The following is a 22,897-nucleotide window of genomic DNA, read 5'->3' on the forward strand; positions in this document are numbered from 1 at the left end:
ATTGTCTGTTTTCCAGATAGGGCTACAGCATAACCAAATTATCCCGATGTATTAGCTCCGGCTCATTGATATAACCAAGAATGGATTCGATTTTCTCAGAAGCCACGCCAACAATTCGCACCGCCTCATCTGCATCGTAGTTCACCAATCCCCTGGCGACCTCATTGCCCTGTAAATCATAGCAGCTCACCATTTCTCCACGCTGAAAACCACCATCCACAGACTTGACGCCAACAGGCAGCAAACTCCGCCCCTGTTGAGTTAAGACACGCACAGCGCCATCATCAAGCACCAGCCGTCCCCGGGTTTTGAGATGCCCAGCCAGCCACTGTTTACGAGCAACCCATCGCTCCTGATCAGGGAGCAATAACGTCCCCAACTCATCGCCATTACGCAAGCGAGTAAGGACCGAATCGATTCTCCCGCCTACAATGACCGTTGCAGCCCCAGATCGACTCGCCAAACGCGAAGCGCGCAACTTGGTGAACATTCCACCTCGACCTAAGGCGCCAGAACTACCAGAAGCCATACTGTCCAAAGCAGTATCATTAGCCTTGGCCACCCCCACCAAACAGGCATCCGTATTGGAGCGCGGGTCCTTATCGAACAAGCCAGACTGATCCGTCAAAATGATTAAATGGTCCGCCTCGACCAAGTTCGCAACCAGAGCAGCTAGCGTGTCGTTATCTCCAAAGCGGATTTCGTCCGTCACCACCGTATCATTTTCATTGATAATGGGAGCCACTCCCATGTCAATTAAGGTACATAACGCCCCCCGAGCATTCAGGTAGCGCTTACGGTCTGATAGATCTTCATGAGTCAACAGTATTTGGGCGGTCTGCATGCCATGGCGCTTGAACTGCGCCTCCCAGGCCTGCACCAGCCCCATTTGCCCTACAGCTGCAGCGGCCTGCAGCTCATCCAGCAATTTGGGACGCTCTCTCCATCCCAAACGACTCATCCCTTCCGCAACGGCGCCAGAAGAGACAATGACCACCTCCACGCCATCTTTGCGCAAAGCAGCCAACTGATCCACCCACAACCCCATCGCATCCAGGGCCAACCCTCGCCCATCATTAGTCAGCAATGCACTGCCGATTTTAATCACCCAGCGACGAGTCTCCCGCAGACGCGCCCTCGCCTGCGATTCGTTTAATTGTCCTAGTTGCAACCTGACCGACATAATTCACACGTCCCCATAAATCCAGTTAAGGCGCATAAAAAACTTCAACATCTTCGTCATCATCGTCGTCATCCGACTCCTTCGCTTTCTTTCTCGCCAGACGACGCTGCTCGTTTAGGAATTGAATACGCTCACGAACTTCCTGATCCATTTGCTCGCGATTCAAGCGATCCGCTTCAGCCACTTCCGGATCATCACGCTCTTCCTCAGCTCTTCGCTCAATCCAGGTCATAATATCCTGACAAAGACGCTGCAAGCCCTCACCCGCCAAAGCGGAAATCTCATAACTAGGACCGGACCAGTTCAAACGCTTCAAAATATCAGCACAAATTGCTTCCTTCTCATCCTCAGCCAACAAGTCCGTTTTGTTGAGAACCAACCATCTATCGCGGGCAGCCAGCGCCGGACTAAACTTCTCCAACTCCGCCACGATTTTTACCGCCGACTCGACAGGGTCCGACTCATCCAAAGGAGAAACGTCCACTACGTGCAGCAGGAGGCGAGTGCGAACCAAGTGCTTGAGGAAACGTATGCCCAGTCCCGCGCCATCAGCCGCCCCCTCAATCAAGCCCGGGATATCAGCCACCACAAAACTACGATGCGCCTGCACGCGTACAACGCCCAGATTGGGGACCAGAGTCGTGAAAGGATAGTCCGCCACTTTAGGCTTGGCGGAGGAAATACCGCGAATCAACGTTGATTTACCCGCATTGGGCAAGCCAAGCAGACCCACATCCGCCAACACTTTCAACTCAAGACGAATATTTCTCGACTCTCCTGGCTGCCCAGGCTTGGTTTGACGAGGCGCTTGATTAACACTGGACTTATAGCGAGTGTTGCCCAAACCATGAAAGCCTCCCTGGGCTACTTTAATTTGCTGTCCGACTTCCACTAAATCGCCAAGCACCTCATCAATATCCGTATCGATAATAGTGGTTCCCACCGGGACCTTAAGCACCAAGTCAGCGCCACTGGCGCCAGTACAGTTGCCTCCACGACCACTTTCACCATTCGCCGCCTTAAACTTTCGCGTATAGCGATAGTCAATGAGCGTATTGATAGACTCATCCGCTTCCAGAATGACAGATCCGCCATCACCACCGTCACCGCCATCCGGTCCGCCCTTTGGCACATACTTTTCGCGACGAAAGCTCAAACAGCCATTTCCACCTTTACCTGCTTCCACGTAAATTGTGGCCTCATCAACGAATTTCATGCCTTTTCTCCCAACAATTGCAATTTTGCCGGCAACCTATGCCAGCGATTACCAACATCTTTATAACACAAGCTTCACGCGAGCACGGCGCAAACAAAAAAGCTCCGCAAATGCGGAGCTTTTTAGCGTTACGGGTCAGATTTATTCCGCAGCGACAATACTGACTGTTCTGCGGTTTAACGGACCACCAACGTTAAACTTGACAAAGCCATCTTGCTTGGCGAATAGAGTGTGGTCACGACCACAACCTACGTTCTCACCAGGATGAAACTCTGTGCCGCGCTGACGAACCAAAATGTTGCCAGCTTTAACGAATTGACCGCCAAAGCGCTTGACGCCAAGTCGTTTGGATTCTGAATCGCGACCGTTACGGCTACTACCCGCCGCCTTCTTGTGAGCCATGTTATTACTCCTCTAGATTAGTTGCCGTATCAGCCGGTAATACCGGTGATCTTAACTTCAGTAAACCACTGACGGTGCCCCATACGCTTCATATGGTGCTTACGACGTCTGAACTTGATGATGTTGACCTTCTTGTGACGGCCATGAGCTACAACCTCTGCAGTCACTTTAGCGCCTTCAACAACAGGAGCGCCTACTTTAACATCGTCTCCGTTGGCGACAAGCAGCACTTTGTCGAACTCAACAACACCACCGGTTTCAACTTCAATTTTTTCCAGCTTAAGGCGCTCGCCTTCTTTTACGCGATGTTGCTTACCGCCACTCACGATAACTGCGTACATGAGATAAATCTCCAATCACACGGGTTAGATATGAACTTCCGCCGCCTGTATTTCTAATCACTCATCAGGCCAGCAGGAGATCCATGCATCACCATTACTTAATACCGGCTCTGTCAGAAAACTGAACGAATAAGCCGCCGCAGCGCCTGTTGCCAGGGGAAACTCTTTGGTGACCCTATGACAGGGAATGGTTTTTGCGGGCGCAGGATTATACAAAATGCAGAAAGATTGAGCAACCAAGTTTATAGAGACACGCACAATATTCCGGGGCTTGTAAGCGAATCCTGTTCCAGTCGGGCCAACCGCCCTATAATTGCCCGCAAAACCTTGACATAGCACGGACTTCCCCCCTAGCATTCCTCTCCCGTAGGGTGCCAAACCCAGTGTCGACACTCACGCTCCCATCGGTAAATACTTAATCGGCCGCATTTTATGCGAACCGGCCAGCGCCAGCGCTGGACATCCGATAGCGGGCGCATAGCCTCCCGGTGAACATTCAAGCATGCAGGCAGAAACTATTTACGCAGCCGTTAACGAAGACTTTCTGTCCGTCGACGGACTCATCAAAAATCAGCTTTTCTCCAACGTTCCACTTGTGGAAAAGATTGGGCAGTACATCATCGATTCTGGTGGTAAGCGTCTGCGTCCTCTTCTGGTTTTATTGGTCAGCAATGCTCTGAACGCCACTGAAAAGCACTACCTGAAATTAGCGGCGATCATCGAGTTTCTGCATACAGCCACACTACTGCACGATGATGTTGTAGACACTTCCGACCTGCGCCGCGGACGGGACACGGCGAATGCGAAATGGGGCAACGCCCCCAGCGTTCTAGTCGGCGACTTCCTCTATTCTCGGGCATTTCAAATGATGGTCGAGCTACGCGACATGGACGTAATGTCAGTATTGGCCAACGCCACAAATGTTATTGCCGAGGGGGAGGTATTACAGCTTACTAACTGTAAAAACCCCGATATTACGGAAGCGCAATACATGGAGGTGATAACCGCCAAAACAGCCATGTTGTTCGAAGCTGCTTCACATAGTGCAGCAATACTTTGTCAGGCCAGCGCGGAAACGACTTCAGATATGAAGGAGTTTGGCCTGGAGCTTGGTATTGCATTCCAGCTGATTGATGACGTTCTGGACTATCAGGGCAACGCAGCGGAAATGGGCAAAAATGTGGGTGATGACTTAGCCGAAGGCAAACCTACGCTACCACTGCTTTACGCCCAACAACAAGGCGATGAGGCGCAAAGAAAACTGATCCGTAAAGCAATCAGAGAAGGCGGCCTGGAACAGTTGGATGCAGTAATGAGCGCCGTCAGGAAGTCTGGAGCCCTGAACTATACTATCGAGCTTGCGAAAGAGTACGCAACCCGGGCCGCAGCAAGACTTGAGCGGCTAGCTCCTTCAGTCTATCGAGACGCGTTATTTGCTCTGACTGAAATTGCAGTAAACCGTACCAAATAAGTTCAAACGAGAACACCAGGACGGACGAAAACAACCAGCTACCGCTGACTGCGCCGTACTGATAAAGTGAGCGGTACGCCATTACAGGACATTAAGCGGATATGCAGCAGCTAAGCGAACTGGATGCGTCTTTCCTCTATCTGGAAACAGAGAGCGCCCCCATGCATATCGGCGGCGTGTATATACTCGACAGCTCAGAACAAAGTGGCGAGTTGAGCTTCGAGGCGTTTCGTCAGCACATTGAATCCCGCCTGCCTGCAGCCAGACAGTTCAGGCAACGCCTCGTGGAAGTACCGCTAAAACTGGGCCATCCTTACTGGGTAGATGATCCGGATTTTGATATAAGCAATCACCTCCGCCATGCCCACCTACCTTCGCCCGGCGCAGAAGCACAATTACTCCAGCTCACCTCTGCAATACTTGCAGAACCTTTAAACCGTGAGCGCCCCCTCTGGGAGATAACGCTGGTTGACGGGTACCAACAAAGTGACACAAGAGAGCCCGGTTGTCGCGCCCTGATCGTCAAAATCCATCATTCAGTCATCAATGGCGCAACGGGCGAAGAGCTAATGAGCGCCCTCCTCGACTTTTCTCCCGAGCCAAGTAAAAGACCGCTGCCGCAACAAGCCTGGAACCCAAACCCTTTGCCCTCCAAAGCGCGCCTGATAGGCAATGTTTACGGTTCAGCCCTGAATACCCCGTTCAGACTCGCCAATATGGCTAAAGACGCAGCCGCATCTGCCTTCTATACATTGTTGGTTCAGCGCTTACATAGGCTGGCTCTTCCACCAGCCCTTTTCAGCGCGCCTCCCACATCATTTAATCGCGCCATTGGAAAAGAGCGTAGCCTTGGCTACTTCGCATGCGACCTCGACAGACTCAAGCAACTAAAGAAGCACCACGAAGACATTACGCTCAACGATGTAGTAATGACGCTATGCTCCGAGGTGTTAACCCGCTACCTGCACTCCTTAAACGAGAACGTCGAGCGCCCGCTTATTGCAGTGTCCCCCATCTCGGTTCGCTCGAAGCGTATTGACAGCCCCACAGGCAGTCAGTTGTCAGCCATGCTGATCTCGCTTGCTACGAATGAGCCCAACTTGGCCATCCGCTTGAAGTCCATTCATGACAACGCCACATCCTCACAAATCTATGGACAGGCGATATCCGCCGCTCGCTTGACCCAGTTAATTCCTTCCTCCATGCTGGGTCTCTCTGCTCGCATTTACACCGAATTTCAGCTCGCCCAGAGACATAAGCCCTTATTCAATATACCGATTACCAACATTCCTGGCCCACAGACCCCTCTTTACTTTAACGGGACTAAAGTAACCAGACAGCTCGGCAGCGCGCCATTGTTTGACGGACTCGGCCTTTCTATTGTCGTCGTAAGCTACAACGGCGAGGTAACATTTACCCTCACCAGCAACCCGAAAACCATTTCAAGCCCAGAAGAGTTGACCAAACACTTTGAGAGTGCGATTACTCAGCTGGAAAAAGACTTAACGCATACAGATTTAGACGCTTTAGAAGCCACCCTGGAGTCAAATAAGCAACGCCCACCTAATATCTTGGCGGCATTATTGGGGGATATCACGGCTCTTTTCAGTAACTTATTTTTCGAAGTAAAAAAAGTCGACGAGTCCAGGGAAAAACAAAAGGACGTAAACTCAGAGCCTTGAGCTGCGCAGCTATGTGGAGCTATATATACGTAGTCTGATAAATTTCAGCTTTGATGTCGTCAGCCCAGAACTCCTTTTCCAAGCCAGCCTTACGCTTTAACTCACTGATAAAGACTCTTGGGTCAGGGAGTTGCTCCCAAACAGAGGGCAAGAATGTAGCGCGATGACCGCGCCATGAGAGAATCAGGCCATCTTCCCCTGCTTTCAGCTTGCAAATCAGGTCTTGCTCGGAGGTAAACGACAATAACTGTGGCGGAGTAAGAACAGAGATATGTAATGCGCACAATCTCCATTCCTCCTGCCTCAATGGAGCGAAACGAGGATCTTCAAACGCTGCGCTGTATGCGTTATGCGACACATCTTGAACCAGTGGACGGATTGCCTCCAACACGCCAATACATCCACGTAACTCGCCTTTTTTTAAAACCGTAACAAAGGAAGCTGCTTGCTGACGCAACGTATCTGGAAACCTGGACAGGTCAACTATCCGCCTTCCACCTGAAGCAAGTCCCAGCTCAATCGCCTGGGAAGCCACTTCATACAACTGCTTCTTTTCTTCATCTAAGAGGTTAATACAAGGCATAGGAGGCATACCCTACAACTCGAGCCTTATCGCCAGCAGTATCGCCAGAGTTAGCCTGGGCCAGACAGGAAATATGCATCCCTTTACGACCAGCCAACAGCAAAAGCCCATTTACGCCTCTGCAGCCGCACGCCCTGTCCCCCGTAAGATCATATTGAAAAGCCAGGATTTTACGAGTTGTCGCTGCGTCAATTTCTAAAGCCGTAGAATAGTCATGGTAGTGGCTCAGATCCGTACTGATGACGATCAACGTTTCGTCCCCTCCCCAGAGAAGCTCCAACACCTCCGCGACCAACTCAGCATCTGCATCGCCAATCACAAGGGGCGTAAGCTCAAAGCAATCAAGACATTGTTGCAGGAATGGCAAGTGCACTTCCAAGCTATGCTCCTGAGCGTGCGCCGAATCCAAAGTAACCACTTGAGGAAGCGACGCAAGTTTCACCAAATTATCTGCGTCAATGGCAATAGCGCCGAGGGGAGTAGAGAATGCATCAGAAGAAGGAGCCGCAATCCCTCTGAAACCGACACGGTGGCTTGGTCCCAACAAAACAACTTTACTGATACGTTTAGCAGAATTATGCAAAGCGCTATAAGCCACTCCCGCGATGGCCCCAGAGTAAACATAGCCAGCATGGGGTGCGATAATCGCCTTAGGGCTGTGGTCAAAGGAGGGAGAGGTCGCGATATAGCGACTTACTGTTTCGGAGAGGTCTTCTGCGTTGGCGGGGTAGAACAATCCACTAACAGCAGGCTTTCGAACAAACATTCAGATCTCCCTTTTGGCGCCTCACACCTAAAATGGATTTCAAGAGTGTGGACAATTAGAGAGTGTTATCGAAAGTCTATTCTGAACCCACCAAGAAAGTTTGTCATCCCCCGAGACGGGCTCAGCGCCGCCTCGGGGAAGAACTTCCTATTTGAACGCCCAACGAAGAAATTGTTTCTTCTCTTCAGCCGACGCCTTCTCCCATAGCACTTTTAATGCCTCAATACGGGAGATGCCAGCATCTGATGGCGACACTGGAGCATTATTTTGCACAGCGACGCCTTGCCCCGTCTGAGCCGGAGGAACAGCTGCAACAGCAGGGTTCACTGTCGCTGTAGTAGATATGGCCGACGGTTGAGTTGCTGATGGTTGAGTTGCTGAAGGTTGCGAAGCAGCCACCGTTATTGGCTGATAAGCCCCGCCAATAGCTATTGTTCTGTTAGCACTGTCTACTAATGTAATTTTAGGAGCCTTTATAAAGGCTTCAGCTTCTCTTTTGGAGTCAGGCTTGTTAAATCCGAACGTATAAACCTGCCCAGGCTGCATATCAACCGTCACTTGAAAACGATCAGACACGACCTTATCTACATGCTCCGCATCGCTGTCGTCATTCTCCCTCGGCTTAGCCCAGATACTGGTATAACGGTAAACAAGCGTACGCTGCCCGGGCAATATGTCGTAGGTTAAATCAATGTTTTCCAAAAGAAAGTTCTTTTGTGAAACGCCATCAATTTCAAGCAGTTCAATTTCAGCCGGCGCAATGACTTTAGCCACTTGGCCATCGCCCAGGGTTTGACCGTCATAGGTTTTAACCGCTCGCATCGTTCCACACGCACTGATGGCGATTGCCAACGCCACTACAAGCGACGACCGGAGCCAGGACCAAATAACCTTCATACTCATCCTCTTTAACTTTTATTTCGTAAGAAGCTTTAGGAGCTTTCATAAAACGGGCCCAATTGTCATACGGCGGAAGGGCTTATGCAACCTCGTAGCGCCACTTATTGAGCCAACAAAATAACGCATAGGCTAACCCATTTGCCTAATTTAATAAGTTGTGCCACTTTTTAATCAAACGATAACAATACTATATCTATGCAGAAGAGGGATTTTATATGGATACGACCAACAGAAGAGGTGAAGACGGCTTGACTCCGTTTCGCAGCGACCGCTTCTTCGCTGTCGGCGACAAGTGGTACTTCTCTACTCGAGAAGGCTTTGACAGTGGTCCTTACGCCGCCAAGGAACGTGCGGAAGAAGGACTGCGACGTTTCCTGAAGGTTGCCCAGCTTCTACCTGGCGAAGGCCAAGCCGCCAGAGTGATGCGAGCTCACAGAATCTATTGAGGCGCTAAAGTAACGCGACGCAGTAGGCTGTCAGTTGCGTCGCCGCCAATGCCATGACGCCAGCCAGAAGGTCGTCGAGCATGATTCCTTTACCTCCATGAATATGACGATCGCACCATCGAATAGGCCACGGCTTCCAGATATCAAATAGCCGAAAATAAACAAAAGCCAATATGACGAACCAACTATTCCAAGGTAACAGGAACAACGCAATCCACTGCCCGACAAACTCATCCCATACAATGGCCTTGTGGTCATGCACGCCCCAGTCACTGGCGGTTCTACCGCATAAATAAACACCCAACAGCGCGGAAACAAAGATAACGGACAGTTGCAGCCATGGCCCCATATGCGCCAAGAACGCCATATAAATGAGCACCGCCAACGCAGAGCCAAAAGTTCCAGGGGCCCATGGCGCCAGTCCAGAACCCAAACCGGCGGCGAGCAAGTGCGTTGGAGATTTCAGCGTCGCCATAACAGGCGGCGTAAAGGAAGATTCAGCGCGGGTGGTCAACGTCACGTTACAGAACTCTCTTTAAAGTGGTCATAGCCGCCTTTTGTCATTAACCTTATCTCTTCTCCACGCCTTTGCATTGAAACCCCCGACTCTTTCCGCAGAGTTCCGATACGACTCAACGCAACATCGGCGGACAATGATTGGATAAGGTCGCGAGTAGATTGCGGAGCCGTAAAGCAGAGTTCGTAATCATCCCCTCCCTCAAGGGCGCAATTTAAAGCTTCTTCTTTAGAAAAAGTCGCCAACAAAGCAGGAGACAGCGGTATCGCGCCTTCTTCTATAAGCGCACCACAATTGGAGGCGGAACAGATATGCGCCAAATCGGCAATCAGTCCATCGGAAATATCAATAGCCGCTGTCGCAATCCCCCTTAACATACTTCCCAACCTCAAACGAGGCTGTGGGCTTGCATAGCGTTGGTATAGCCACCGCTCTATAGGAGTTAACGAGGCGTCAGGTCGCCCCAGCAAGGACAAAGCGGCGGCGGCGTCTCCGAGAGAGCCGGAGACCCAGACATCCTCTCCGGGGGCGGCTCCGTGGCGATATAGGCATTGATCTTGAACGCGCCCCAATACGGTAACGGTGACGGCAAGAGGCCCTTTCGTCGTATCTCCGCCGATGAGAGGAATTCTCCACGCCAGGGCTGACTCATACAGTTGAGAGCCAAAAGCCTGCAGCCACGCCTCATTGATAGTCGGCAGAGTCAGCGCCAGAGTAAACCCGACAGGCTCGGCCCCCATCGCAGCCAAATCGCTAACGCTTGAGCCAAGGCTACGGGCGGCGACCATTTCCGCAGAAGTATCCACAGGAAAGTGGGCGCCGGACACGCAAGTATCGGTAGAAATTACGAGACGACCGCTTAGAGGGGTCAAAACAGCGCAATCATCCCCAATTCCCGTCTCAATAAGACGCCCAACATTGGGGAAGTTGGCGAAAGGCGCATGGAAATAGCGCGATATAAGTTCGAACTCTCCCATTAGCCGCTCTACCTACAATATCCGCTCAGTTTACTTCTTCTTACTTTTAGCGGCGGCCACTTCCGCCTGCCGCAATTGCGGCGCCAGCTTATCCAGGACGCTGTTGACGAACTTGTGCCCATCCGTACCGCCAAACTGCTTGGCTAACTCAACTGCTTCGTTAATAACCACGCGATAGGGCACTTCGATACGCGAGCGCAATTCAAAAGCTCCCATCCGGATCAAGCTTAATTCCACCGGGTCCACATCCGTGAGTTTACGATCAACGAATGGCTGCAGTAAGGCGTCAAGTTCGCTCACGCTGGAAGGCACGCCGTATAAAACCGCCTTGAACAAATCCCTGTCCACTTGTTGCAGATCGTTATCCACGGCGAATTCCGCTTCGATCTGAGATATGGAGGCGCCGGCGACGCGCCATTGGTAAAGCGCCTGCAACGCCAGTTTACGGGCGGCGCGACGCTTTTCCATCGCCTTGGACATGGGGCGCCCTGAAGACGGTTGTTCGCTCACTTATTCACCTACCTGCTGTAGTAGTCCGACCATTTCCAACGCTGACAGCGCGGCTTCCGCCCCTTTGTTGCCAGCCTTAGTGCCTGACCGTTCAATAGCTTGCTCAATGCTATCCACTGTCAGCACGCCGAATGCGACAGGGATGCCCGACTGCAAGGAAACCTGACCCAGACCTTTGGCGCATTCGCCAGCTACATACTCAAAATGAGGCGTGCCGCCACGAATCACCGCACCCAGAGCGATCACTGCATCAGGCTTGGTGCGTACAGCGACTTGCTGCGCCAGCAAAGGAATTTCGAAGGCTCCTGGCGCTCTATATACCGTGATTTGACTTTCCGCAACGCCATGACGACGCAAAGCGTCCAGTGCGCCTTCCAGCAAGCTCTCCACTACAAAGCTGTTAAATCTCCCTACAACAATGGCGTACTTCGCAGACGCCCCTTGCAAGAAATCGCCTTCTACCACCTTGACCGTCATATCTTCTCTCCAAACTTAACTCTAATTCGCTGACACAGCTTCGCCACAGAAGGGGACATATTCCACTACTTCCAGATCGAAACCGGACAACGCGCTAAACTTCATCGGCGCACTCATTACGCGCATTTTACCGACGCCAAGATCCCTTAAAATCTGGGACCCCGTCCCAATAGTCAGATACGCCCCGGAAACCGGAGACACATTGCCCGACCGCTTCTTCTTGGGCTTAAAGAAATCATGAACTCTCTCGCTGATATCCTGCTCGCCACTTTCACTGTCCAGCAGGATCACCACGCCCTCGCCTTCTTCAGCCACCTTCGCCAGCGCCTTACCAATAGGCCAGCTCTCAGAGCCCGGGCGTATGGCGCCAAACAGATCTTTCAATACGTCGGCGAAGTGAACCCGAACCAGTACGGGCTTATCAGGGCTTGGCTCGCCCATCACCAGCGCCAAATGGATATTTTCCTGAATCGTGTCTTTGTACGTCACTAACTTGAAGTTACCGTACTCTGTCGGCAATTCATTTTCCTCCAGACGCTCAATAGTCTGCTCTGTTGTGGCGCGATAATGTATCAGGTCGGCGATAGTGCCAATTTTGAGACTGTGCTCACGAGCAAACGCCTCCAACTCCGGGCGGCGCGCCATGGTACCATCTTCATTCATAATTTCGACGATTACCGCTGCGGGCTCACAGCCAGCCAAACGCGCCAGATCACAGCCCGCTTCGGTATGACCCGCACGACTCAGCACGCCACCAGGCTGGGCGGTGAGGGGAAAGATATGGCCTGGCTGCACCAAGTCCGTCGGTTTGGTGTTGCGCCCTACCGCGACGCGAATGGTATGCGCGCGATCCGCTGCGGAAATACCAGTAGTAACGCCCTCCGCCGCCTCAATGGAAACGGTGAACGCAGTGGCGAACTGCGCATTGTTGGCGTTCACCATAGGATTCAAGCCAAGATACTGGCAGCGCTCCCGAGTCATGGGAAGACAAATCAAGCCTCTGGCGTGCTTCGCCATGAAGTTGATATCTTCTGGACGCACCATTTCCGCAGCCATGATGAGATCGCCCTCATTTTCGCGATCCTCATCATCCATCAGAATGACCATTTTGCCCTGGCGGATATCCTGTATCAGTTCTTCTACGCTGTTAAGCTGCATACTCAGCCTCAAATATCGTACTCACATCAGCACCGGCGCCTGCAACTTTTAGGATTTATAAAAGCCGTGTTGCGCCAGAAATTCTTTACTTATTGTAGACGTCTTCGCGTCGCTCTTTGCAGCGGAAGCGCAAAACAGTAATCGTTCGGTGTAGCGGGCAAGCAGGTCCACTTCCAAGTGCACCAGGCTTCCGACCTTCAGCCCCCCAAGAGTTGTTGCATACGCAGTGTGCGGCACAATGTTCAGGCTCATCTCGGACCCAGCAACATCATTCACTGTGAGGCTAACTCCATCGACTGTAATCGAGCCCTTGGCGGCGATATAGCGCAGCAACTCTTCCGGCGCTCGAATCGCCAAACGCAGAGAGCGCGCATCTTCCTGTTTCGAAAGCAGCTCACCGACGCCATCTACATGCCCAGACACAAAATGTCCCCCTAATCGCGCACTCAGCTGCAACGCTTTTTCCAGGTTCACCCTTACGCCTGCGCGCCACGCAGCGATGGAAGTATGGGCTGAAGTTTCCCGGGACACGTCGGCTCGAAAGCTTTTTCCACTCATCGCTGTCACCGTCAGGCATACTCCGTTTACCGCAATACTGTCTCCCAGACGAACCCCCTCCATAAAACTTCCGGTGGCGCCTATTTCCAGCACCCAATCGCCACTCTGTTGGCGAATAGCGTTTACAACGCCCACTTCTTCTACCAGCCCGGTAAACATATCACTCCTTCCTCCAGATCATGCGCACATCATCGCCAACCTGACGGACGTCGTTCAATTTCAAAGTTATAACTTGATCCATTTGCTCATAGCGGGGCAAGACAAACGCCGGCCGCCCTTCTCCCATTAACTTCGGAGCGGTATAAGTCCAGATCTCATCCGCAAGCCCTTGTGCGACAAAAGCGCCTGCTAAGTTCGCGCCAGCTTCAACCAGCACTTCGTTGCACTCTCTGGCCGCTAAAGTGGAAAGCAGTGCTTTAAGGTCAATCCGACCATTCTCGCCAGCGAGCTTCAACACCTCCAAGTCTGCCCCGCTACTCTGGCGTTGAGCTAACCAGCCTTCAGAGGGATCGGTACACGCAACCAGCAATATTTTTCCTGGCAGTTTGAGCATGTTGCTATCGGCAGGAAACCGTAATTGGGAGTCCAGCGCCACACGCATGGGCTGTCTCAACTTGCCGTTACAAGCCTGCTCCAGTTCCGGGCCTCGAACATTCAGAGAAGGGTTATCCGCGATAATCGTACCGATACCCGTAATGACCGCTGAGCTGCGTGCGCGCAACTTTTGAACATCTTCCCGCGCTGCGGCGCCGGTAATCCATTTACTGACGCCGTTGTGAAGGGCCGATCTTCCATCCAGACTACTTGCGACTTTTACCCGCACCCAGGGGCGGCCATCACTCATACGTTTAAAGAAGCCCAGATTGAGCTCATAGGCTTCCGCCGCCATACACCCCACTTCAGACTCGACGCCAGCCCCTCGCAGCAACGCCAGCCCTTTGCCGGCGACACTTGGGTTAGGGTCTTCCATCGCAGCAATGACCCGACGCACACCCGCTTTAACCAGCGCTTCCGCACATGGCGGCGTGCGACCGTAGTGGCTGCATGGCTCCAATGTCACATAACAATCAGCGCCTCGCGCCGACTCGCCTGCTGCACGTAAAGCGTTAACCTCCGCATGCCCTTCTCCTGCGCGTTCATGCCAGCCTTCGCCGACAATCACGCCCTCCTTCACCAAAACGCAGCCCACTCTGGGATTGGGGTCCGTTGTGTACAAACCACGCTCCGCTAAACGCAAAGCACGAGCCATGTAAACATAGTCCTGCGTGGAAATGGTCATTACTTGGTGGGAACGTCGTCTTTGTTGGAAGCTTTTTCTGACATCATAGGAGATGCGGCGGCGTCGCGAGAGAGCTTATCTATCTCAGCGCGGAACTCGTCAAGGTCCTGAAAACGACGATAGACAGAGGCGAAACGGACAAAGGCGACCTGGTCCAGCTCACGCAGTTCAGACATCACCTCTTCGCCAATCACTCTGGAATTAAGCTCCCTCTCCCCTGTCGCGCGCAGACGGAATTTGATGCGATCCACAGCCGCTTCAATTTCCTCCATGCTCACCGGGCGCTTTTCCAATGCTTTCAGGAAGCCCGCCCGCAGCTTATCTTCGTCAAAAGGCTCACGGGTGCCGTCTTGTTTCACGACTCTGGGCATTACCAGCTCCGCCGCTTCGTAGGTAGTAAAGCGTTCGGAGCAAGAGACGCACTCGCGGCGGCGGCGCACTTGGCTGCCATCGGCGACCAAGCGGGAGTCAATTACCTTTGTGTCCGCAGCGCTGCAAAACGGGCAATGCATATATCACCAAAATCCTGTGTCCAAAAAAGCAAATGCTCCCCGCAGGGAGCGCTTTATTTATCCTTTGTATACTGGGAACTTTTTGCACAGCTCCAGTACTTGCTGCTTAACGCGCTGGATCGTCTCTTCGTTTTCGATATCGTCCAGCACGTCGCAGATCCAATCTGTCAGCTCTTTGGCTTCTACTTCGCCCATGCCGCGACGGGTAATAGCAGGCGTACCAATGCGTAAGCCGCTGGTGACGAATGGTGAGCGAGGATCATTAGGCACCGCGTTTTTATTCACAGTAATGTTGGCGCGTCCCAATGCTGCGTCAGCATCTTTCCCGGTGATATCTTTCTTGATCAGGTCGACCAGGAACAAATGGTCGTCCGTACCACCGGAAACAATGTCATATCCGCGCTGAATAAAAGTGTCCGCCATAACCCGGGCGTTTTTAACTACTTGCGCCTGATATTGCTTGAATTCGTCAGTCATCGCTTCTTTGAAGCAAACCGCTTTCGCAGCGATCACATGCATCAAAGGACCACCCTGACTTTCTGGGAAGACTGCGAAGTTCAGTTTCTTTTCCAACTCTTCGTTGGCTTTAGCGAGAATCAGACCGCCGCGGGGGCCGCCTAAGGTTTTGTGAGTCGTAGTCGTAGTGACGTCTGCGATCTGAACTGGGCTGGGATATACGCCCGCCGCCACCAAACCGGCGATATGGGCCATATCGACAAACAAGTATGCGCCCACTTCATCCGCGATAGCGCGGAAGCGTTCCCAATCAATGACTCGCGAGTATGCAGAAAAGCCCGCCACGATCATCTTGGGCTTATTTTCGCGCGCCAGCTTGGCGACTTCTTCGTAATCAATCTCACCGGTTTCTGGATTCAAGCCGTACTGCACCGCTTTGTAGATACGCCCAGAAAAGCTGACGGAGGCGCCGTGCGTCAAGTGGCCGCCATGGGCCAGACTCATGCCAAGAATCACATCGCCGGGTTTGCAAAGCGCCATGTATACCGCTGCGTTCGCCTGAGAGCCAGAATGCGGCTGCACGTTGGCGTAATCAGCGCCGAACAGCTCTTTGGCGCGGTCGATAGCCAGTTGCTCAACCACATCAACATATTCACAACCGCCGTAATAGCGCTTGTTGGGATAACCTTCCGCATACTTGTTGGTAAGCGCGGAGCCCTGGGCTTCCATAACGCGTGGACTGGTGTAGTTTTCAGATGCAATCAGCTCTATGTGCTCTTCCTGACGCTGGGTTTCACCTTGCATGGCGGTCCAAAGATCAGGATCAAAACTTGCGATGGTCATGTCACGCGTAAACATCTGTCGCCTCTATCTCTAGGAAGTGAGTACCGTAGTTTCGTGAAGTCAGCGTACGGCGGTGAGAAAAGCCGCTATTTTAATCGATTATCCCCTGCTCTTCACCCCATTTTACTGCTTGTCGGAGCAGACGGATCAAAGCTCCCGCAAAACCGCTACCCGTTTGCCAAAGACAACGATTTCAGCTAACTTAAACGGCCATTCACAGTACCATTCCATTCGCCCAGACGCTTGCGGCCGGACTTTACGCAATGTCCAAACAGGCCCCCGTAGTTTCCAGCCGTCACTCGTTGGACAGATGGAGTCTCAGAATTATTTCCATAAACGGCTTAACGCAGGCGAACGCTTTCGTTTTCACTATCAAATCAAAGATATAGGTTTCAATCTCATGGCACAGTACGTGTACACCATGAATCGGGTGGGCAAAGTGGTCCCCCCGAAGCGAGAAATTCTTAAGGACATTTCTCTCAGCTTCTTCCCAGGCGCCAAAATCGGCGTTCTGGGTCTGAATGGCTCAGGTAAGTCCACCCTATTGCGTATTATGGCCGGGGTGGATACCGACATTATCGGCGAAGCGCGTCCGCAGCCCGGCATCAATGTCGGCTACCTGCCTCAGGAGCCGCAATTGGATGAAAGCAAAGATGTGCGCGGCAACGTCGAAGAGGCGGTCGCAGAAATCAAGAACGCCATGACCCGCCTGGACGAAGTGTACGCCGCTTATGCGGAGCCGGACGCCGACTTCGACGCCCTGGCCGCAGAACAGGCTAAACTGGAAGCGCTGCTACAAACCACCGATGGTCACAATCTGGAGCGCACCCTGGAAGTCGCCGCCGATGCGTTGCGTCTGCCGCCCTGGGACGCGAAGGTGAGCACCCTGTCAGGAGGCGAGCGCCGCCGCGTCGCCCTATGCAAACTGCTGCTGTCCAAACCGGATATGTTGCTGCTGGACGAACCTACCAACCATTTGGACGCAGAAAGCGTCGCCTGGCTGGAGCGCTTCCTGCACGAATATCCTGGCACCGTCGTGGCGATCACCCACGACCGTTACTTCCTGGACAATGTCGCCGGCTGGATTCTCGAGCTGGACCGCGGTCGCGGCATTCCTTTTGAGGGCAACTACAGCCAGTGGCTGGAAGCCAAGGAAAAGCGCCTTGAACAGGAAGAAAAAACCGAAGCAGCTCGTCAGAAAACGATCAAATCGGAACTGGACTGGGTACGCAGTAATCCGAAAGGCCGTCACGCCAAGAGTAAAGCGCGTCTGTCCCGCTTCGAAGAACTCTCTTCGCAAGACTTTCAATCCCGTAATGAAACCAACGAAATATACATCCCCCCCGGGCCGCGTTTGGGGGATATCGTCATTGAAGTCAATGACGTCAAGAAACGCTTCGGCGACAAACTGTTGTTCGACAACCTGAGCTTCAATGTGCCCCCGGGCAGTATTGTCGGCGTCATCGGCGGCAACGGCGCGGGTAAATCCACGCTGTTCAAGCTGATCGCAGGCATGGAGCAACCCGAGTCTGGAGCCATTCGCCTTGGCGACACGGTGCAGCTTTCCTACGTTGGACAAATGCGGGAGCTGGATGACAGCAAAACCGTATGGGAAGAAGTCAGCGACGGTCAGGACATGATTGAAGTGGGCTCTTACCGCACCCCTTCCCGCGCCTATCTTTCCCGCTTCAATTTCAGAGGCGGCGAGCAGCAAAAGCGGGTCAAAGAATTGTCTGGCGGCGAGCGTAATCGCTTGTTCCTGGCCAAGCTGCTCAAACAGGGCGGCAACGTATTGCTACTGGACGAACCGACTAACGATCTGGACGTCGAGACCCTGCGAGCGCTTGAGGAAGCCTTGCTGGCCTTCCCAGGCTGCGCCATTGTCATCTCGCACGATCGCTGGTTCCTTGACCGTATCGCCACCCACATCCTGGCTTTCGAAGGCGACAGTGAAGTGGTCTGGTTCGAAGGCAACTTCTCCGAGTACGACGAAGACTACAAAAAACGCGTCGGCGAAAGCGCCGCTGTGCCTCAGCGCATGAAATACAAGCGCCTGGCCTGATAGCCTTTCTTCCCGGACGGGGCCTACGCTCCGTCCTCTCCCCCAACGTGAAGTTCTCCCATGAAGCGACTATAGTTTAGGTATCGCTACAGGGAATAAAAACTATGTCGCCCACGACTTCTTCCGATCGCCGCCGTTTTCAGCGTATATCTTTTGATGCGGAGGTGACTATTCAACAAAGCAACCGCAGCTGGATCAGTCAGCTATTGGATATCTCTTTTCGCGGCGCACTGGTGCATGAACCAGCAGACTGGGATAAAGCTGACGCCAACTCTCCGTTTGAGCTTCGCGTCAATTTGGGCGCGGAACACTTGATTAGTTTTAGCGGGCATTTGCGGCACACAGAAAAAGGCCATTTGGGTTTTTCCTGTGAGCATATGGACCTGGACAGCGCCTCAACATTGAGACGCTTGGTGGAGTTGAATCTAGGCAGCTCCGCATTGCTGGAAAGAGAGCTCGCCGCACTGATCGAAACGGTGTAACGCCGCGCGCTAAAGCAATTCCAGCGCCTCTTGCAGGCGGGATACGCCTATCACCTGCATGCCTTCGGGGGCTTTCTTGGGTGTGTTAGACTTGGGAACAATCGCCTTGGTGAATCCATGTTTGGCCGCCTCGACAACGCGCTCCTGCCCACTGCTGACCGGACGGATTTCTCCTGACAGGCCCACCTCGCCAAACACCACCCAATCGCTTGGCGCCGCCCGATCCTTGAAGCTTGAGGAAATCGCCATCAACACCGCCAAATCCGCACTGGTTTCGGCGATTTTCACCCCCCCCACCACGTTAATGAACACATCCTGATCCCCCACATGCAAGCCCCCGTGACGATGCAAGACCGCCAATAGCAGAGCCAGACGTTGAGGGTCCGAGCCTATCGCCAAACGTCTGGGGGCCGCGCCGAAGCCTTGGTCCACCAACGCCTGAATTTCCACCAGCAATGGTCGGGTGCCTTCCCAGGCGACGGTCACAACGCTGCCCGCAGCGGTGTGACCCTCACGATTAAGGAAAATAGCGCTGGGGTTTTTAACGTCTTTGAGTCCCGTCTCCATCATGGCGAAAACGCCTAATTCATTCACGGCGCCAAAGCGGTTCTTGATCGCGCGCAATGTCCGGAAACGGCTATCTTCGTTACCTTCCAGCATGATAGAGGCGTCGATCATATGCTCAAGCACTTTGGGCCCCGCCAAAGAGCCATCTTTGGTGACATGGCCGACGATCAGCAGGGCGACGCCGGACTGCTTGGCGAAGCGGGTCAGCGCCGCAGCGGCTTCGCGCACCTGCGCCACACTGCCAGGCGCGGATTGCAGCTCAGCGACGTGCATAACCTGAATACTGTCAATGACGAGGATATTTGGTTGCTGTTCACGCGCAGTGTCGAGGACAGTTTCCACATCCGTCTCCGACATCACTTGCATGCCGTGGCTGTTAAGCTGCAGGCGGCGGGCGCGCATGGCGATCTGCTGAATGGATTCTTCGCCGGTGACGTAGAGAATTTTGTGGCGCTCCGCCAGTCGACAGGTTGTTTGCAGCAGCAGGGTGCTCTTGCCCGCACCGGGATGACCGCCTATCAGTACTACCGACCCCGGAACAATGCCGCCGCCCAGCACCCGGTCAAACTCCGGACTGAGCGTGGAGGTTCGCGGCAAGTCGACCAGCTCCACATCCTCCAACGACTGAATTTGCGCCCGTTGCCCGGTAAAACCGCTACGAGCGGCGCTTTTCACCGGCGCACGGCTTTCACGGAACTCACTGACCGTATTCCAGGCGCCGCATTGAATGCATTGCCCCATCCATTTGCGGTAATCCGCGCCACATTCCGTGCAGACGTAACTGGTCTGTTTTTTCGCCATTCCTACCTGTACTCCATTAACGCCATGCCTGCTCAAGCATTCTGATGATAAGGGGCGCTCAGCTCATGAACAGCGTCGATAAAGACTTTGGCGTGCTCTGGGTCCACGTCAGGTGTGATGCCGTGCCCCAGGTTGAAGACATGGCCGGAGCCAGAACCAAAGCTGGCCAGAATGCGCGAGACCTGATCCCGAATAGCAGCAGGGGGCGCATATAGCGCAGCCGGGTCCATATTACCTTGCAAAGAAACCCGGTCGCCCACTCGCCTTCTGGCCTCGCTGATTTCCGTCGTCCAGTCGAGCCCTAGCGCATCAGCGCCGGCGTCTGCAATATGCTCCAGCCATTGGCCGCCATTTTTGGTGAACAGAATCACCGGTACAGGGCGTCCGTCCGCTTCCCGCTGCAATTTCGACACGATCTTTTTCATATAGGCCAGCGAAAACTCAAGGTACCCCGCCGCAGTCAGAGCCCCGCCCCAGGTATCAAAAATCTGCACGGCTTGCGCGCCAGCCCGAATTTGCGCATTCAGGTAGTCGGCGACGGAATCCGCCAGTTTATCCAGCAACAAGTGCAACAACTCCGGTTGTCCGTATGCAAGCTTTTTGATTTCACGGAAGTCCTTGCTTGAACCACCTTCCACCATATAAGTAGCCAGGGTCCAGGGACTACCGGAAAAGCCGATCAGGGGAACGCGGCCGTTCAACTCCCGGCGAATGGTGCGCACGGCGTTCATGACATAGCCCAGATCTGTGTCCGCGTCTGGCATATGCAGAGCATTGACGTCCGCTTCCGTTCTTACTGTCTTTTTGAAACGGGGACCTTCTCCAGTTTCGAAGTACAAGCCCAGCCCCATGGCGTCAGGAATAGTGAGGATGTCAGAAAAAAGAATCGCCGCATCAAGCTCAAAACGCTCCAGTGGCTGAAGCGTGACTTCACAGGCGAATTCCGCATTTTTACACAGGTCCATGAAGCTGCCTGCACGAGCCCTGGAAGCCCGATATTCAGGCAAGTAACGTCCGGCCTGGCGCATCATCCACACCGGCGTAACATCCACCGGCTGTCTCATCAATGCGCGTAAAAATCGATCGTTCTTCAGTTCTGACATGACGTCTCCAGGGTTCGAGAATTTGGGAGCAGCACATATACCACGTTCGCCCCCAACAAAAAAGGCATGGAAAACCATGCCTTTTTATACGTCTGAAGCTTTTTGATTGTTATTCAATCACTTCACAGCGTCATACTTCCAGATAATCGAGAATGCCTTCTCCCGCCTGTCTGCCTTCCCAAATAGCGGTGACCACCAGGTCGGAGCCGCGCACCATATCTCCGCCGGAGAACACTTTCGGGTTAGTGGTCTGGAATTTGTATTGCTGCTGCTCCGGCGCGATGACCCGTCCGCCGTTGTCGACGTCAATACCGAACTCCTGAAACCAGGGCGAAGGGCTGGGACGGAAGCCGAACGCGATCAGCACCGCATCCGCCGGCAATATCTCTTCGCTTCCCGCCACCACCTCAGGACGGCGACGGCCATTTTCGTCCGGTTCGCCCAGGCGAGTCTGCACCACTTTCACGCCCTCCACCCGCTCATCGCCAATGATGGCGACAGGTTGACGGTTGAACAGGAACTTGACGCCCTCTTCTTTCGCATTGGCCACTTCCTTGCGGGAACCTGGCATGTTGGCCTCATCACGGCGATAGGCGCAAGTCACTGACTTGGCTTTTTGACGAATCGCCGTCCGGTTACAGTCCATCGCGGTGTCGCCACCGCCGAGGACCACCACCCGCTTGCCTTGCATGTCGACAAAGTCTTCCGGCGCCTTTTCATATCCCAGGCAACGGTTGACGTTGGAGATCAGGTACGGGAGCGCATCGTAAACGCCAGGCAATTCCTCGCCTGGGAAACCGCCTTTCATATAGTTGTAGGTTCCCATTCCCAGGAAGACGGCGTCGAATTCATTCAACAAGTCCGCAAACGCCACGTCTTTCCCCACATCCGTATTCAGACGGAACTCGATCCCCATCTCCTCAAACAGCTTGCGGCGACGCACCATAACCTCTTTTTCCAGCTTGAACTCTGGAATACCGAAGGTCAGCAGCCCGCCAATTTCCGGGTAGCGATCAAATACAACAGGCTTCACGCCATTACGAATCAAGACATCCGCACAGCCTAAACCAGCGGGTCCGGCACCGATAATAGCGACCCGCTTATCGGTCATGGCCACCTTGGACATATCCGGCTTCCAGCCCAGCGCCAGCGCCGTATCCGTAATATATTTCTCGGTCGAACCGATCGTTACAGCGCCAAAGCCGTCATTCAGCGTACAGGCGCCTTCGCACAGCCTGTCCTGAGGACATACCCGCCCGCACACTTCCGGCAGGGTGTTAGTCTGGTGGCTGAGCTCAACCGCCGCCATGATATTGCCTTCTGACGCCAGCTTTAGCCAATTGGGAATGTAGTTATGCACCGGGCATTTCCATTCACAATAGGGGTTGCCGCACTCCAGGCAACGATGCGCCTGATTTTTGACTTCCTCTTCCTTAAAGGGCTTATAGATTTCTCTAAACTGCTTCTTACGACGCCCAACCGGAACCTTTTCAGGATCTTGCCGTCCCACATCGAGGAACTGAAAGTTATTGCTCAGTCTCTCCGCCATTGCGTCTAAACCTCTAAACTGTATACAAAAAATCTGTTTCTGGACCCGGCGCGTAC

At 53.3% G+C, this 22,897-nt stretch carries 24 protein-coding genes; 5 read left to right on the forward strand and 19 right to left on the reverse strand.

Annotation, left to right across the window (positions count from 1 at the left end; genetic code table 11):
* Window positions 1–22 precede the first annotated feature (22 nt).
* The 4 genes from proB to rplU form a co-directional block, all read right to left on the reverse strand.
* Window positions 23–1,183: a glutamate 5-kinase gene (gene proB, locus HCH_RS26710; RefSeq protein WP_011399648.1), complete on the reverse strand. Its 1,161-nt coding sequence runs from the start codon at window positions 1,181–1,183 to the stop codon at window positions 23–25.
* A gap of 25 nt (window positions 1,184–1,208) precedes the next feature.
* Window positions 1,209–2,399 (reverse strand): Obg family GTPase CgtA, encoded by a 1,191-nt coding sequence (cgtA, locus tag HCH_RS26715; RefSeq protein ID WP_011399649.1) that lies wholly within the window; start codon window positions 2,397–2,399, stop codon window positions 1,209–1,211.
* Window positions 2,400–2,540: 141 nt separating this feature from the next.
* Entirely contained in the window at window positions 2,541–2,801 is a 261-nt protein-coding gene (gene rpmA, locus HCH_RS26720; RefSeq protein WP_011399650.1) for a 50S ribosomal protein L27, read from the reverse strand.
* Window positions 2,802–2,830: 29 nt separating this feature from the next.
* Window positions 2,831–3,142, reverse strand: a complete 312-nt coding sequence (rplU, locus tag HCH_RS26725) for a 50S ribosomal protein L21 (RefSeq protein ID WP_011399651.1) — start codon at window positions 3,140–3,142, stop codon at window positions 2,831–2,833.
* A gap of 502 nt (window positions 3,143–3,644) precedes the next feature.
* On the opposite strand from rplU, the gene HCH_RS26730 reads away from it, so the two are divergent.
* Window positions 3,645–4,613 (forward strand): polyprenyl synthetase family protein, encoded by a 969-nt coding sequence (locus HCH_RS26730; RefSeq protein ID WP_011399652.1) that lies wholly within the window; start codon window positions 3,645–3,647, stop codon window positions 4,611–4,613.
* A gap of 101 nt (window positions 4,614–4,714) precedes the next feature.
* On the forward strand, window positions 4,715–6,295 hold the full coding sequence (locus tag HCH_RS26735; protein WP_011399653.1) for a WS/DGAT/MGAT family O-acyltransferase: 1,581 nt from the start codon (window positions 4,715–4,717) through the stop codon (window positions 6,293–6,295).
* Window positions 6,296–6,314: 19 nt separating this feature from the next.
* On the opposite strand, the gene amrA is transcribed toward HCH_RS26735, so the two are convergent.
* The 3 genes from amrA to HCH_RS26750 form a co-directional block, all read right to left on the reverse strand.
* Window positions 6,315–6,878: an AmmeMemoRadiSam system protein A gene (amrA, locus tag HCH_RS26740; RefSeq protein WP_049781104.1), complete on the reverse strand. Its 564-nt coding sequence runs from the start codon at window positions 6,876–6,878 to the stop codon at window positions 6,315–6,317.
* Window positions 6,865–7,644, reverse strand: coding sequence for an AmmeMemoRadiSam system protein B (gene amrB, locus HCH_RS26745; protein WP_011399655.1), 780 nt, complete (start codon window positions 7,642–7,644; stop codon window positions 6,865–6,867). The genes amrA and amrB overlap by 14 nt, the downstream gene beginning before the upstream one ends.
* Before the next feature lie 147 nt (window positions 7,645–7,791).
* A complete protein-coding gene (locus HCH_RS26750) occupies window positions 7,792–8,541 on the reverse strand; it encodes a YccT family protein (protein ID WP_011399656.1) in 750 nt (249 codons plus the stop codon).
* Window positions 8,542–8,759: 218 nt separating this feature from the next.
* Here HCH_RS26750 and HCH_RS26755 point away from each other — a divergent pair, with 218 nt between their 5' ends.
* On the forward strand, window positions 8,760–8,990 hold the full coding sequence (locus HCH_RS26755) for a DUF6316 family protein (RefSeq protein ID WP_011399659.1): 231 nt from the start codon (window positions 8,760–8,762) through the stop codon (window positions 8,988–8,990).
* 4 nt (window positions 8,991–8,994) lie between these two features.
* Here the strand turns inward: HCH_RS26755 and HCH_RS26760 are convergent, their stop codons facing one another.
* Genes HCH_RS26760 through glyA form a run of 9 tightly spaced genes read right to left on the reverse strand, consistent with a single transcriptional unit; the run spans window position 8,995 to window position 16,292 of the window.
* Entirely contained in the window at window positions 8,995–9,510 is a 516-nt protein-coding gene (locus tag HCH_RS26760; protein ID WP_011399660.1) for a phosphatidylglycerophosphatase A family protein, read from the reverse strand.
* Window positions 9,507–10,484: a thiamine-phosphate kinase gene (thiL, locus tag HCH_RS26765; protein WP_011399661.1), complete on the reverse strand. Its 978-nt coding sequence runs from the start codon at window positions 10,482–10,484 to the stop codon at window positions 9,507–9,509. The genes HCH_RS26760 and thiL overlap by 4 nt, the downstream gene beginning before the upstream one ends.
* A gap of 30 nt (window positions 10,485–10,514) precedes the next feature.
* On the reverse strand, window positions 10,515–10,964 hold the full coding sequence (gene nusB, locus HCH_RS26770; RefSeq protein ID WP_011399662.1) for a transcription antitermination factor NusB: 450 nt from the start codon (window positions 10,962–10,964) through the stop codon (window positions 10,515–10,517).
* A gap of 30 nt (window positions 10,965–10,994) precedes the next feature.
* The gene (gene ribE, locus HCH_RS26775; protein WP_011399663.1) at window positions 10,995–11,471 is read right to left on the reverse strand and encodes a 6,7-dimethyl-8-ribityllumazine synthase; all 477 of its coding nucleotides are present in this window, start codon (window positions 11,469–11,471) and stop codon (window positions 10,995–10,997) included.
* 21 nt (window positions 11,472–11,492) lie between these two features.
* Window positions 11,493–12,629 carry a bifunctional 3,4-dihydroxy-2-butanone-4-phosphate synthase/GTP cyclohydrolase II gene (ribBA, locus tag HCH_RS26780; RefSeq protein WP_011399664.1) on the reverse strand — a complete coding sequence of 379 codons (1,137 nt, stop codon included), beginning with the start codon at window positions 12,627–12,629 and terminating at the stop codon, window positions 11,493–11,495.
* A 48-nt stretch (window positions 12,630–12,677) separates the two neighbouring features.
* A complete protein-coding gene (locus HCH_RS26785; RefSeq protein WP_011399665.1) occupies window positions 12,678–13,346 on the reverse strand; it encodes a riboflavin synthase in 669 nt (222 codons plus the stop codon).
* A 1-nt stretch (window position 13,347) separates the two neighbouring features.
* On the reverse strand, window positions 13,348–14,466 hold the full coding sequence (gene ribD, locus HCH_RS26790; protein ID WP_041598961.1) for a bifunctional diaminohydroxyphosphoribosylaminopyrimidine deaminase/5-amino-6-(5-phosphoribosylamino)uracil reductase RibD: 1,119 nt from the start codon (window positions 14,464–14,466) through the stop codon (window positions 13,348–13,350).
* On the reverse strand, window positions 14,466–14,978 hold the full coding sequence (nrdR, locus tag HCH_RS26795; protein WP_011399667.1) for a transcriptional regulator NrdR: 513 nt from the start codon (window positions 14,976–14,978) through the stop codon (window positions 14,466–14,468). The genes ribD and nrdR overlap by 1 nt, the downstream gene beginning before the upstream one ends.
* A gap of 57 nt (window positions 14,979–15,035) precedes the next feature.
* Complete coding sequence (glyA, locus tag HCH_RS26800; RefSeq protein WP_011399668.1) at window positions 15,036–16,292, reverse strand: serine hydroxymethyltransferase; 1,257 nt, start codon at window positions 16,290–16,292, stop codon at window positions 15,036–15,038.
* A 385-nt stretch (window positions 16,293–16,677) separates the two neighbouring features.
* Between glyA and ettA the strand changes: the two genes are divergently transcribed.
* Window positions 16,678–18,339, forward strand: a complete 1,662-nt coding sequence (ettA, locus tag HCH_RS26805) for an energy-dependent translational throttle protein EttA (protein ID WP_011399669.1) — start codon at window positions 16,678–16,680, stop codon at window positions 18,337–18,339.
* 104 nt (window positions 18,340–18,443) lie between these two features.
* Window positions 18,444–18,821 carry a PilZ domain-containing protein gene (locus tag HCH_RS26810; RefSeq protein ID WP_011399670.1) on the forward strand — a complete coding sequence of 126 codons (378 nt, stop codon included), beginning with the start codon at window positions 18,444–18,446 and terminating at the stop codon, window positions 18,819–18,821.
* 9 nt (window positions 18,822–18,830) lie between these two features.
* On the opposite strand, the gene radA is transcribed toward HCH_RS26810, so the two are convergent.
* The 3 genes from radA to HCH_RS26825 form a co-directional block, all read right to left on the reverse strand.
* Entirely contained in the window at window positions 18,831–20,189 is a 1,359-nt protein-coding gene (gene radA / locus HCH_RS26815) for a DNA repair protein RadA (protein ID WP_011399671.1), read from the reverse strand.
* Between the two features lie 32 nt (window positions 20,190–20,221).
* Window positions 20,222–21,292 carry a uroporphyrinogen decarboxylase gene (hemE, locus tag HCH_RS26820; protein ID WP_011399672.1) on the reverse strand — a complete coding sequence of 357 codons (1,071 nt, stop codon included), beginning with the start codon at window positions 21,290–21,292 and terminating at the stop codon, window positions 20,222–20,224.
* 130 nt (window positions 21,293–21,422) lie between these two features.
* On the reverse strand, window positions 21,423–22,841 hold the full coding sequence (locus HCH_RS26825; RefSeq protein WP_011399673.1) for an FAD-dependent oxidoreductase: 1,419 nt from the start codon (window positions 22,839–22,841) through the stop codon (window positions 21,423–21,425).
* Window positions 22,842–22,897 lie beyond the last annotated feature (56 nt).

Source organism: Hahella chejuensis KCTC 2396, from assembly GCF_000012985.1.
GTDB classification, from domain to species: domain Bacteria; phylum Pseudomonadota; class Gammaproteobacteria; order Pseudomonadales; family Oleiphilaceae; genus Hahella; species Hahella chejuensis.

Bases quoted from the DNA above. Each gene is read 5' to 3' on its own strand.
- ribBA (WP_011399664.1), bottom strand. From the start codon at position 12,629: ATGCAGCTTAACAGCGTAGAAGAACTGATACAGGATATCCGCCAGGGC.
- ettA (WP_011399669.1), top strand. From the start codon at position 16,678: ATGGCACAGTACGTGTACACCATGAATCGGGTGGGCAAAGTGGTCCCC.
- rplU (WP_011399651.1), bottom strand. From the start codon at position 3,142: ATGTACGCAGTTATCGTGAGTGGCGGTAAGCAACATCGCGTAAAAGAA.
- amrA (WP_049781104.1), bottom strand. From the start codon at position 6,878: ATGCCTTGTATTAACCTCTTAGATGAAGAAAAGAAGCAGTTGTATGAA.
- HCH_RS26785 (WP_011399665.1), bottom strand. From the start codon at position 13,346: ATGTTTACCGGGCTGGTAGAAGAAGTGGGCGTTGTAAACGCTATTCGC.
- HCH_RS26810 (WP_011399670.1), top strand. From the start codon at position 18,444: ATGTCGCCCACGACTTCTTCCGATCGCCGCCGTTTTCAGCGTATATCT.
- HCH_RS26730 (WP_011399652.1), top strand. From the start codon at position 3,645: ATGCAGGCAGAAACTATTTACGCAGCCGTTAACGAAGACTTTCTGTCC.
- HCH_RS26735 (WP_011399653.1), top strand. From the start codon at position 4,715: ATGCAGCAGCTAAGCGAACTGGATGCGTCTTTCCTCTATCTGGAAACA.
- hemE (WP_011399672.1), bottom strand. From the start codon at position 21,292: ATGTCAGAACTGAAGAACGATCGATTTTTACGCGCATTGATGAGACAG.
- ribD (WP_041598961.1), bottom strand. From the start codon at position 14,466: ATGACCATTTCCACGCAGGACTATGTTTACATGGCTCGTGCTTTGCGT.
- HCH_RS26755 (WP_011399659.1), top strand. From the start codon at position 8,760: ATGGATACGACCAACAGAAGAGGTGAAGACGGCTTGACTCCGTTTCGC.
- glyA (WP_011399668.1), bottom strand. From the start codon at position 16,292: ATGTTTACGCGTGACATGACCATCGCAAGTTTTGATCCTGATCTTTGG.
- radA (WP_011399671.1), bottom strand. From the start codon at position 20,189: ATGGCGAAAAAACAGACCAGTTACGTCTGCACGGAATGTGGCGCGGAT.
- cgtA (WP_011399649.1), bottom strand. From the start codon at position 2,399: ATGAAATTCGTTGATGAGGCCACAATTTACGTGGAAGCAGGTAAAGGT.
- HCH_RS26750 (WP_011399656.1), bottom strand. From the start codon at position 8,541: ATGAAGGTTATTTGGTCCTGGCTCCGGTCGTCGCTTGTAGTGGCGTTG.
- rpmA (WP_011399650.1), bottom strand. From the start codon at position 2,801: ATGGCTCACAAGAAGGCGGCGGGTAGTAGCCGTAACGGTCGCGATTCA.
- thiL (WP_011399661.1), bottom strand. From the start codon at position 10,484: ATGGGAGAGTTCGAACTTATATCGCGCTATTTCCATGCGCCTTTCGCC.
- amrB (WP_011399655.1), bottom strand. From the start codon at position 7,644: ATGTTTGTTCGAAAGCCTGCTGTTAGTGGATTGTTCTACCCCGCCAAC.
- HCH_RS26825 (WP_011399673.1), bottom strand. From the start codon at position 22,841: ATGGCGGAGAGACTGAGCAATAACTTTCAGTTCCTCGATGTGGGACGG.
- nrdR (WP_011399667.1), bottom strand. From the start codon at position 14,978: ATGCATTGCCCGTTTTGCAGCGCTGCGGACACAAAGGTAATTGACTCC.
- proB (WP_011399648.1), bottom strand. From the start codon at position 1,183: ATGTCGGTCAGGTTGCAACTAGGACAATTAAACGAATCGCAGGCGAGG.
- nusB (WP_011399662.1), bottom strand. From the start codon at position 10,964: ATGTCCAAGGCGATGGAAAAGCGTCGCGCCGCCCGTAAACTGGCGTTG.
- ribE (WP_011399663.1), bottom strand. From the start codon at position 11,471: ATGACGGTCAAGGTGGTAGAAGGCGATTTCTTGCAAGGGGCGTCTGCG.